5 protein-coding genes are annotated in these 11,576 nt (G+C 33.6%); all 5 read right to left on the bottom strand.

The features are described from left to right. Nucleotides 1-32: 32 nt before the first annotated feature. The gene (locus BIW12_RS10410; protein WP_071185057.1) at nt 33-2,006 is read right to left on the bottom strand and encodes a RagB/SusD family nutrient uptake outer membrane protein; all 1,974 of its coding nucleotides are present in this window, start codon (nt 2,004-2,006) and stop codon (nt 33-35) included. A gap of 12 nt (nt 2,007-2,018) precedes the next feature. Further along, nucleotides 2,019-5,198 (bottom strand): SusC/RagA family TonB-linked outer membrane protein, encoded by a 3,180-nt coding sequence (locus tag BIW12_RS10405; protein WP_071185056.1) that lies wholly within the window; start codon nt 5,196-5,198, stop codon nt 2,019-2,021. An 831-nt stretch (nt 5,199-6,029) separates the two neighbouring features. After that, nucleotides 6,030-8,309 carry a glycoside hydrolase family 127 protein gene (locus tag BIW12_RS10400; RefSeq protein WP_071185055.1) on the bottom strand — a complete coding sequence of 760 codons (2,280 nt, stop codon included), beginning with the start codon at nt 8,307-8,309 and terminating at the stop codon, nt 6,030-6,032. 42 nt (nt 8,310-8,351) lie between these two features. Beyond that, nucleotides 8,352-9,575: an SGNH/GDSL hydrolase family protein gene (locus BIW12_RS10395; RefSeq protein WP_071185054.1), complete on the bottom strand. Its 1,224-nt coding sequence runs from the start codon at nt 9,573-9,575 to the stop codon at nt 8,352-8,354. A 230-nt stretch (nt 9,576-9,805) separates the two neighbouring features. Continuing rightward, complete coding sequence (locus BIW12_RS10390) at nt 9,806-11,539, bottom strand: glycoside hydrolase family 43 protein (protein WP_071185053.1); 1,734 nt, start codon at nt 11,537-11,539, stop codon at nt 9,806-9,808. Between the last annotated feature and the right edge of the window lie 37 nt (nt 11,540-11,576).

Raw genomic sequence — 11,576 nt, 5'->3', positions numbered from 1 at the left:
TATTATTTACTTTTTTCGATTATATATTGCAATTACCAACCTGGATTTTGAGCAAATTCTGGATACAAATTTGCATCAGCTCTTTTCAAAGGAAGCCAATAATGTCTTTCTGTAAAATTACGCTGCCAAACTACATACTCTCTTAAATTTTCTATTCTATTGTTTTGAGGAACATTTTTATCAAGGAAATTAAATGTTGGAGTAGCATTGTTAGTTTCAGGAATTGCTCGATCAAAACTAATACCTGTTTTAACATTATATGGCGACTTAATTAACAAACGCCAACGACGCAAATCATTGAATCGATGTCCTTCATAAGCCAACTCAACTGCACGCTCACGTCTTACCTCAGACATAAAACTCTCAACAGAAGTAAGAAATATTGGAGCAACGCCAGGTAGAGGATTTCCGTTTGGTAATATCACACGATTTCTTACTTTATTAATAGCATAGACTGCATTCTGACTAAAAGTCGTCGAAGTAGCGTTAATATTATTATAACCCATAGCTACTGATTCTGCATACATCAAATAAACATCAGCTAGTCGCATCCAAGCCGTATGTACCTGATGTCTGTTATATGCATTATCATACTTATTAAAACCAAGAGGATTGAATTTCATCATCAGATATCCTGTATTACTACCCGTGTTTGCAGCTCTGTAATTTCCTCCTGTATAAAGATTAGCATAAACAAAATTTTTAGCAGCAGCAGCAGTACTGTTTACCATCTTTTGAGTATCGAAACCAAAATTGATATAAAAGCGAGGATCTCTATTTTTCCATGGATAATGAACATCATAAGTTGATCCCTGATCACCTGGAACATCAGCCTTACTAACACTGTTGATTGGTAAACCAGTATCCATACCAAAATAATTCACATAATTAGCTGTAGCATACTGCGACCAGCTTCTGTCTTGTAAAACTCCCCCAGCACATAAATACTGTTTGTTAGTAGATTGATCAGTACCGCCCCAGTTAGGACCTCTAAAAATCGCTTCATTGTAAACAACATTGTTAACAGTTGCTGTACCAGGCATTCTACCTCCTTGTCCATTAGTCATATAATTTTCAGAATATTTACTCCAAGGAATCAAACTGTACTGACAAGCACCAGATTCAGAAGCTTGTAACAAAATACCAAAAGCATCAGCAGCTTTTTTGCAATATTCAGCGTTGTAAGCATCAGCACCACCTGAAGACAAATTCATTAATGGACTCCCTGCATACAAATAATTTTTACCTAAATAGGCAATAGCCATCCATTTATTTATGCGTAGCTCATTTTTATTAACTGTTGCTTGTCCTGCTGGTACTGCATCCCAATTTCCTGGTAATAATTCATAAGCTTTTTGAAAGTCCTCAGCAATTTTGTCAGCAGTTTGCTGATAGGTCAACCTAGGCAATCTAAGTGGTTCATCAGACGGAAGCACATAATCTATATAAGGCATTCCGCCCCAATAGGTAATTAAATGCATGTGAAACCAAGCTCTAAAAAAATACAATTGACCAGCAATTATATTTTTTTCCTCAGGCGTAGCATCGACCATTTTGTCAATATTTGCTAGACCTATGTTTGCTCTTCTTATTCCGTACCAAGCACCAACCCATAATGATTTAGATCTCTTATTGTTATCGGTACTAAAATTATCTGTATTTTGATCCAAGAAAGAGCCTCCGTTTCCAAAACCTCCTCTTTGCCATGACCAATAGTTCCCTAAATCAACTTGCCAAATCCAAGCGCCTTGATTGGTTGCATTTTGCTGCCACATTTCTTCTTCTCCATTATTAAAGAAATTGTTATCGTCACGATTACAAAAACTGGGAACACAATTATACAACTCCTCTGTAAAACCTTGGAAATTCACAAAATTTTTGTAAGCATCCTCCGGATTAACTAAAGATGCTGGTGCAACATCTAAATAATCTGTACAGGAAGAAGTACTGCCTGCAAGAAAAAAGAAAAGCCCACAATACAAAATTATCTTATTATATATTTTCATTTTTATTGTATTTTATAATGTTAATCTAAAACCTAAATTTACACGTCTTACCGTAGGATAAGCTATACCCCCATTATCAACCTCTCTGTCATCTGGTGTTTTAGTCCATAAAAACAGATTATTACCGTTAGCATAAACACGTAAGGATTCAAGACCAATAGACTTAACCCAATTTGAAGTGAAATTATAAGCAATTTCCGCATTCTTCAAACGAATATAAGAACCATCATATACATAACGTGTTCCCCAGCTATCACCATTTAATGTATTATTTAATCTTGGTACAGGTGAATCAGCATTGGTATTATCTTTAGACCAATATGTTCCTTCTTCAAAAACATTATTAAAATACGCTAGTGAGAAAGTTGAAATTGGCACAGAACGCATCACATTGTTTACACCGTAAAATTGAACCATCGCTGAGAATCCTTTCCAATCCACACCAAGAGTAGCGTTGTAAGTATTCTGTGGATTACTAGGATAACCATATCGTACTCTGTCAGTATCCTGATTGATTATACCATCTCCATTGTAGTCCATTATTCTATAATTACCCGGTATTTTAGAGTCATTTGTTTCAAAAGCTGTACTACCATACAACTCATCCCAGGTATTATAAAACCCTTGATCAATCATATACCTACCTTGTCTGAGCGCATAACCTTCTCTCTTCATATAGTCAGGTAAAAGTCCCGGATCATCTCTAAATATGACCCTATCTTTAGCATGAGTTAAAGCAAAGTCAGCCCATAAACGTACATCATTATTAATTCTCTTACTAAAGTGCAATTCGAATTCATATCCATTTACCTCCATAGCTCCCAAATTTACCCTTGGAGGAGTAAATCCAAAATAAGAAGGCATCGCTCTATCACTACCAGCCATTAGGATATCCGTTCTATAATCATTAAAGATATCAACACTACCTGAAAACAACTTATCAAAAATTGAGAACTCCACACCAAAATTCTTTTTAGTTACATTCTCCCATCCGATATTAGGATTACCAATCGAAGTTTGAGTAAACCATCCATAAGCAGAACTGGTTTCTCCTTCTGTAGTAGTCAATCTAGGTCTGGTAATCCCATTGCCATACTGGTCAAAGTATAAAAAACGTGCATTTGCACTGTCATCACCAATTGTTCCATAAGAAGCCCTTACTTTTAGATTATCCAGAAAAGTCAGTTTACTCATGAATTTCTCTTTTGAAATTACCCAACCTACAGTTCCAGAGTTAAAAAAGCCGAAACGGTTTGCAGAAGCAAATTTTTCAGTACCATTATAAGCACCGCTATACTCAGCAAAATATTTACTCTTATAATCATAAGTTGCACGGAAAATCCAATCCTCACGATAAGAAGGAATATCTGCCCCTATCCCTAACTCCTGACGTTGAAGGTTACCCATTGCTGTAACATTGTGATCACCAAACTGACGCCCATAGAATAATTGCGCCTGATAGGTCAAGTTACGACGGGTTTGTCCGTTATCCATTAAACCTCCATTAATTGTCCAATCAGAAGATTCATAAAAGTCAAAACCAGTAAGGCCATCAGGGGCATTACGTAAAACAGGAATACCGGTTAACGGATCTATCCATTTTTCATAAACCGTAAAATTTTGATTATTAGCGCCTCTTTGATTTTCAAGAAAAGTATTATCCAAAGAAAAAGTTACATTTGCCGAAAGCCCTTTTATAAATTTCCCTAAATCTTGTTTTAAATTAAAATCAGAGGTAATACGAGTAGTTGTTATATATTCAGCTCCCCCCATTGTCAAGTTCATTGCAGAATTCGCCCCTTGAACCTGATTTAAAGGATGGTATCCCCATGCCCCATCGGAGTATTTCGGATAATAAACATCTGGTGGTAAGGTATAAGCCCCTTGCCACAAATAGCCTTCAGAAATTACCCTCCATGGCTGTTGCTTTTGAGAATAAGAACCTGCTAAATTCACTTTTAAAGTTGTAGTTTTTGATAATTGAAAATCCAAATTCGCTCTAGAATTCAATCTATTTAAAGCATAACCAGAATCAAAACCTTTCCCATTAGGAATTAAATCAACTAAATCTCCTTCATGTAAATAATCTACAGCCGCAAAATATTTAACCTTATCCGTTCCTCCTGTTATATTCAGGTTTGCATTATGAGTCATTGCAAAATCTTTAAACATAAAATCCTGCCAATCAATATTAGGATAACGCTCTCTTTGCTCCTGAGTAGTTTGATTGCGATAGTTATCAATAAAAGATTGTGGTCTGATATAAGCCCAACTGTCTGGCCTCTGATTCAATTCGTATTCAATTACTCTATTTTTAATAAGTAAAGCATCATAAGCATCATATTTACCCGGTAGTTTAGAAGCTGTTTTCATTACAGAGTTGAAACCAAAGTCAATTTTTGCTTTTCCTTCAACCCCTCTTTTAGTAGTAATCAAAATTACCCCATTTGCGCCTCGAACACCATAAACAGCAGTAGCCGAAGCATCCTTTAAAACCGAAACAGTTTCAACAGAAGTAATATCAACACTACTAATTTCACGTTCAATACCATCCACAAGAATAAGCGGGCTACTATTATTCCAAGAACTAACCCCCCTAATAATAATTTGAGGATCTTCCTCTCCTGGCTTACCAGTTGTCTGTAAAGTAGAAATCCCTGGCAGGTTACCTGTCAACGCAGCTCCTAAACTGGAAACACCTCCCGTTCGCTGCAAAACCTTACCTGTAGTTTGAGAAATAGCTCCAATAACACTGGCTTTCTTTTGCGTACCAAAACCTACAACCACCACTTCTTCAAGATTAGTTTGATCACTAGACATGACAATGTTAATTATGGTTTGCGAACCTACTTTTTTCTCAATGGTTTTAAATCCAATACTTGAAAAAACCAAAACTGCATCACTGGAAGGCAAACTAATTTTATAATTTCCATCAAAATCAGTAACAACCACTAATTTTGGATTACCTTTAACTGCGACAGTAACTCCCGGAACAGGTAATTTATCTTCAGAAGATGTAATTGTCCCAGAAACGATAATTTGTTGCGCGACTGGTTTTTTTTCTGTTGCCAAAGAAGGTGAATCAACACCAACCCCTTTAGCCAGCAATGCATTCGAAAACAAAAACTGAAATAAAACTCCCATTACCACGATATTTGTTTTTCGTGGAATTTTAATTAATCGTATTTTCATATTAATATTTTGACATTTTTTAATTTGTTAAAAATTAGAACTTAACTTTAATAACCATATTCTTCCTCATTATCAATAAAATCACTTCAAATGATTCTAATTTATGGTTGCTAAATTACACTACATAAATACAGTGAATTTTTTTTAAAAAAAAACTTTTATTTCATAGGCTTGAGCTGGTCTTTTTAATTGTTAGTTAATAGTTTATGTTTGGTTTATTTAGTTTTTTTTTGAATCTTTCCATACACCCTTATCAGACTGGTTATAATTAATAATTCCCGTATTCTATAACACAACCTAATTACTTACCTAAACAAGTAAAACAACCGATTGCATTCTTTTTTCAATTTTTCCGAGCGTTTTTAATTCTTATACAACATCAAAACTTCTATATATATCGCAAAAATAGTTACTGACTCTTAAAAAGCCGAGAGTAACCAATTCCCGGCCTTTACTACAAACCACACTAACTAAAATTCTAAAAACCTCGATTCTCAAAATTCACGAAACAACAGACATCTTAATTAACAAAAGATTAAGAATTAAACAAATATATAATAAAATAATATTAAACACAACCGATTGCGTATTTTTTTTGTAAAAAAAAGTAAAATTAAATTAATTATAAATATTTAAAATATTATTTAATTACACATTATATAATTAATACAGGAATATACTGAAAAACTCTAAAAAAAATTAATCCATAATCTTATAATTATGACGAATAGATAACAAAAACAAGAACAAAAAATTAACATTTTATTAAACCTTAACAATATGTCCTCTTATCGTAAGTATTTAACCACTTGAAAATAATCTGTATTTGAATTATTTTAAAATCCTTATTTGATAAAAACGAGGCGATACAATTTTATTTTTGGCAGTAATCTTCAATTGAAAACTCTCTTCTACTGGTACTTCAATTTTAATAAGCTTACTTTCAACGGCAATTATTTTAGCTTCATTTCCATTGATTGTAATTTCAATATTTTCAAGATTAGCATCATTCAAAGTAGTGATTTCAGTGTATTTACCTGCATTGTTTTTGTTTTGTAGTTGGTATGAAATATAGGAACGTGTAGTACGCCAAAATTTCTCATCATTATAACCGGAATTACTTTGTTCCCCTTTGTACTGATGATCCACCTCTGGTTGTTGCTCACCACAATTAATTTTATCTACAGTTTTAGCTTCAATGGCTAAAAGTTCCATTTCTTTTTGTTTTTGAGCCTCTTTTTGTTTTTCATAATCTTTTTGGGTGAAAGTTTGAAAATACATTTGATAACGTGCATCATGAATTTGATAAAAAGGTTGTAAAGTCAATGAATCCATTTTGAAATTCATATTATCAATAGGTTGCAATTTTGAAACATAATTTTTAGAATCGTCTACCAAGGCATAAGCTTCATTAATTGGGTACAATTTTCCTCTTGTTTCATGTCCCATTCTACTATCATCAGCAAAAAGTCCTTTTAAATCATCTGTAGAAGTTTTAGCTGCTAAAACGATAGGTCCGCGTACAAAAGCTGCCCAATTAGAACCGTCTGGAAGATATTCTAATTTGGTGTTCATCGTAAATTGCACAACAATTTTATCACCATTTTTCCAATTCCTATTCAAATTAATATATTCTGAAGGATTGGCCTTCACTACTTCTGCTTTTCCATTCACTATAACTTTAATATTTTCAGCCCATTTAGGATAACGAATGTTAAGAGAGAATGTCTGTTTTTTATTCAGTTTTAATAGTAATTCAGTAGCATTCTCATTTGGAAAATTATTTTTTTGTATCAGTTGAATTCCTTTTTCTTTCCAATTCAATTCAGAAGGAATGAAAAGATTAACAAAAACGTCTTTATCAGAATGGCTATATATTAATTCACCATACTTGGTATGGTTTTCTATCCCGGAACCCACACAACACCACATACTAGTTTCTGGTTGTGAATAAACTCTGTAATGGTTTGGGCGAATGGGTGTAAAATATACAAAACCTCCTTTTTCAGGATGTTGAGTCGATAAAATATGGTTATAAAGTGTACGTTCATAATAATCAAGATAACTCACATCATTATTATCTAAAAATAAAGCCATACTTAATCGAAGCATATTATAACTGTTACAAGTTTCAGGTCCCTGATTGGATTCTAACATACTTTTAAAATCGTTAGTTGGATTAAAGTGTTCCCGAACACTGTTTCCTCCAAATGCAACACTGCGATTTTCTGTAATATTATGCCAAAAATATTCCGCTGTATGTTCCCATTCAGCATTGTTTGTCAATGTGCCAATTTTTTCAAAACCAATTACTTTTGGTATTTGTGTATTAGCGTGAAGCCCTGTGAGCTTATCTTGTTTTTCAAGTAAAGGATTCAAAATTTTAAGATGCGAAAGTCTTTTTGCTGCATCAAGATACTTTTTGTCTTTGGTAATAATATACAAATCAGCAAAAGTTTCGTTGATTCCTCCATGCTCTGTATTCAATACTTGCTGAATTTGCTCAGTAGAAAGTGGTTGTATCAATTCAATAAACCAATCGCCTAATCCTATCAATACTTGTTTTGCCTGATTATTACCTCCTATCTCATAAGCATCACGTAAACCTGCAAAAAGCTTATGAATATTGTAAATAGGTACCCATGTATTGTTTAACCCAAAAGTACTTCCGTCAATATCTCCTTTGTGAATACGTTCCCAAAATACTTTCCCATTAGGAATTCCTCCAACATAGCCATTACCATTCTTTGCCTGACAAAGAGCCAGTTCATTAACCATATAATCCAGACGGGTTTTTAGTTCTTTATTTCCGGTACTGGCATACATCATAGCTAATGCAGACAAATAATGTCCACCAATATGGCCATCTAATCCTGTACTTTCCCAGTTGCCATATCGTTGAGCTTTCAATGGCAATCCTGCATCAATTAGATATGGAGCAAGCAATTTATCTGGATTTAGATCTAAAATGTATTTTAAATCAACATCCTGAGCTTTTTTGAAAACACCATCTGTAAGCCTTACTTCCTGCAATTTGAAGGGTTGCATTTGAGCAAAAGAAGACTGAATACAGATAAGCAGTAATACATATTTAATTTTTTTTAACTCCATAATTATTATTTTGAATGATAACCAATTCCTGTTTTATAAATATTAAATTTTAAATAATCCCAGATCAATTGCCTCTCCTAAACGACGATAACCTTTTTCATTAGGATGTAAAAAATCGTTATCATGCATATCAGGTAAAATAGTCTGTGATTCTGTATTTGATTCCATCACTTTATCAAAATCAATAACCGCGTCAAAACTCTTGCCAGATCGTATCCATTCATTTACAATACTTCTGGCTTCTTGTTTAAAATCGGCATCATAAAATGATTTTTTAAAAGGTAAAATGGTACATCCGTACACTTTTATTCCTTTAGCATGGGCTTTGCTTATCATTACCTTATAAGCTTCAATGAGTTCATTAGCTCTTACAGTTGCGTCTTCTGCTTTTCGAATACCTCCAATATCATTAATTCCTTCTAAAAGAATCAACCATTTAACTCCATTTTGAGAAAGTACATCCCTGTCAAAACGCTCTAATCCTGTTGGACCTAAACCTCCTCTCAAAACACAATTACCACCAATACCTAAATTTAATACACCTATAGTATTTGTAGCATGATTGGCTAATAATCGTTCGGACAAAATATCCGTCCATCTATTTTGCTTATTCGTTCCTGAACCTCTCCCATCTGTTATTGAATTTCCCAAGCAAACAATAGCATTTGTTTTTTTGGAAGCCATAACATCGACTCCCATTATGGTATACCAATGATCGGTTTTAATTGCACCAGAAAAATTGACATTCTTACTATGATCCCCTTCTAAAAGAAATGATGTGGTTCGAGATCCAGGATGACCTGATATTTTCGAAGCTGTTTTACCATAATGAATTGTAATAGCTAATAATTGACCTGCTTGTAATGGAAAATCAAATGCGTCTGAAAAAACATCCGTTTTCGCTTCAATAGTCACTGATGATTTTCCGCCAAAAGTAAGTTGCTTAAGCGATTGACCATCAATCATAGCAGCATCAACAACATTAGCAACAGTTACCGATTCTAAAACTGTAGATTCATCACTAAATAAATTGGAAAAATGTAACCTTATATTTTTACCTCCTATAGAAACTCTAATAATTTGTCGTAAGGTATTATTTGTAAGTCCGGGACTTGGAGGTACATTATGTGGTTCAACTAGTTGTTGTGCTGTAGCCCAACTTCCAACCCAACTTGACTTATTATTTGATAAGCGTTGTGATTGACATCCTGAAAAAAGAATCAGTAAATAAAAAAATAAGAGCCAACTTGTATATCGTTTATACATAATTAATTATTATTGTGCTTTAACAACATCATTTACATAGATTTTCCCAACATTAATAGTATTTATATAAATAAATCACGTCATTGTTAATACACAATAGGATTCTAGCTTTACGTATGAAAAGCATTATTGGAAAACTACTGATTTTAAAATTCAGTTTGACTTAAATTATGGTTGTCCTGAATATTTCGATTCAGGACAACCATCTTCTTAATACTATCAAAAATTACTTATGGTCGTGCATCATTAGTTGAAGTAGCATACAATCCTAATAAACAACCTGTAAATCCACCTGCAACATCCGTTGATAAAATATCTCCGGAAACAATTCCTCCTACATTAACAAAATCAGTTCCGTTGACAGAATAAGCAAATTCATAATCATCTCCATTTGCTTTCATTTGAAGCTGAACCGGTTTTTTAAGATCTATTTTTGCACTTGCCACAATTGTAGAATTTATTGCGGCATCTCTTCTTGTTTTCTGATTTTTTTGCAGCACTACATAATAGTCTTTATCCTTCATGGTAATTCCAAAAACATAATTAGAACCTTCATTTTGCAAGGCTACAACACCTGCTAAATCTTTGTCTGATTTTGGTTTGTAATCAATAGTTGTTGTCAATGAAAATCTATTATGCTGTTGGCGATAAAACAACGTAGATGTAGGTTTTAACTCTTTTATATTGGTTTCAAACGGATTAATTTGTAATCCTTTTTTAGTAATTGCTATAAATTTTTCACGAGGTCCTCTTAGACCAATCCAACGATTATCCAATTTGTTTGATGTGAAATTATCATTGAAAGTGAAATTACCATTCGGGAAGAATCCTTCCTTACCTGTTTTGTTTTCAGTAGCTCCTTGTGGCATTTTCATTTTTGGTTCCAATGGAATCAATCCATTTTCGAAAACTGGAAATTCACCAGACCAATCTACAGGCAGCATAAAAGTTTCACGACCGGTATTTACCCTATTTTTTTCGTTTGGTCTAACCGCTAAGAAAACACCATAATATTTGTCTCCAGGTCCTTTAACCAAATCGGCATGACCAGCCCAATCGACTTTGTTTTTTCTGTCTCTTCCAAAATACTTTTGTGTTAGAATTGGATTGCTTGGTGCAGGAATAAATGGTCCTTTTGGACTATCACTTTTAAAGATAACCTCAGTATGATTGCCTCCAGTACCACCTTCAGCACACATTAAAAAATATTTTCCGTCTTTCTTATAAAGATGTGGTGCTTCAATCCAAATTGGATTTTTAGCAGGATCTACTCCTCCATCAACAATAATCTTGTCAGTTCCCGGAATTACTTTATCATTTTCCACATCATATTCCCAAATTTTAATCACACGATGTCCATTGTAACGCTCTTTCCCATTATCCGGAGCATCATTATGAACGATATAACCTTTACCGTTATCATCAAAGAAAATAGAAGGATCGATACCTCCAAAACCTAATTTTATTGGATTCCCCCAACCTTTTTTAGGATCTTTTGTTTTTACAATAATATTGTTTAAACCTCCTGAAAATGCCGTTACAATCATATAGAATGTATCATTATGAGGATTATAAGTAATTCCAGGCGCATAAACTCCAGCACTAATTCCGGTGTCATGAGGATTGAATTGCGTAACATCATTCAATACTCCTCCCAGGTCAGTCCAGTTGACCAAATCTTTAGAGTGAAAAATAGGCACACCCGGAAACATGGCAAATGAAGAACATACCATGTAATAATCGTCCCCTTTTCTAGTGATGGCCGGATCAGGATAACATCCTTGTAAAATAGGAGTATAAAACTCATCAGATTTTAATGGATTATCTATATACACCTGATCGTTTCCTTGATAGCTGAAATTAGAAAATAAAGGAGGATTATTTTTTGGTTTATTTTGGCTGTTTGCTCCAGTTACAGATAACAAAACAACGCTTAATAATAGTAAGACTTTTGTTTTTTTCATTAGGTTAATTTTTAATTGTTTATTTTTTATTGCTTAA

It is taken from the genome of Flavobacterium commune (assembly GCF_001857965.1).
Classification (GTDB): domain Bacteria; phylum Bacteroidota; class Bacteroidia; order Flavobacteriales; family Flavobacteriaceae; genus Flavobacterium; species Flavobacterium commune.
Note: the sequence above shows the minus strand (reverse complement) of the source record. Positions and strands in the feature narration are given on the sequence as shown.

Coding starts and splice junctions, on each gene's coding strand:
- BIW12_RS10405 (WP_071185056.1), bottom strand. CDS start 5,198: ATGAAAATACGATTAATTAAAATTCCACGAAAAACAAATATCGTGGTA.
- BIW12_RS10390 (WP_071185053.1), bottom strand. CDS start 11,539: ATGAAAAAAACAAAAGTCTTACTATTATTAAGCGTTGTTTTGTTATCT.
- BIW12_RS10395 (WP_071185054.1), bottom strand. CDS start 9,575: ATGTATAAACGATATACAAGTTGGCTCTTATTTTTTTATTTACTGATT.
- BIW12_RS10400 (WP_071185055.1), bottom strand. CDS start 8,309: ATGGAGTTAAAAAAAATTAAATATGTATTACTGCTTATCTGTATTCAG.
- BIW12_RS10410 (WP_071185057.1), bottom strand. CDS start 2,006: ATGAAAATATATAATAAGATAATTTTGTATTGTGGGCTTTTCTTTTTT.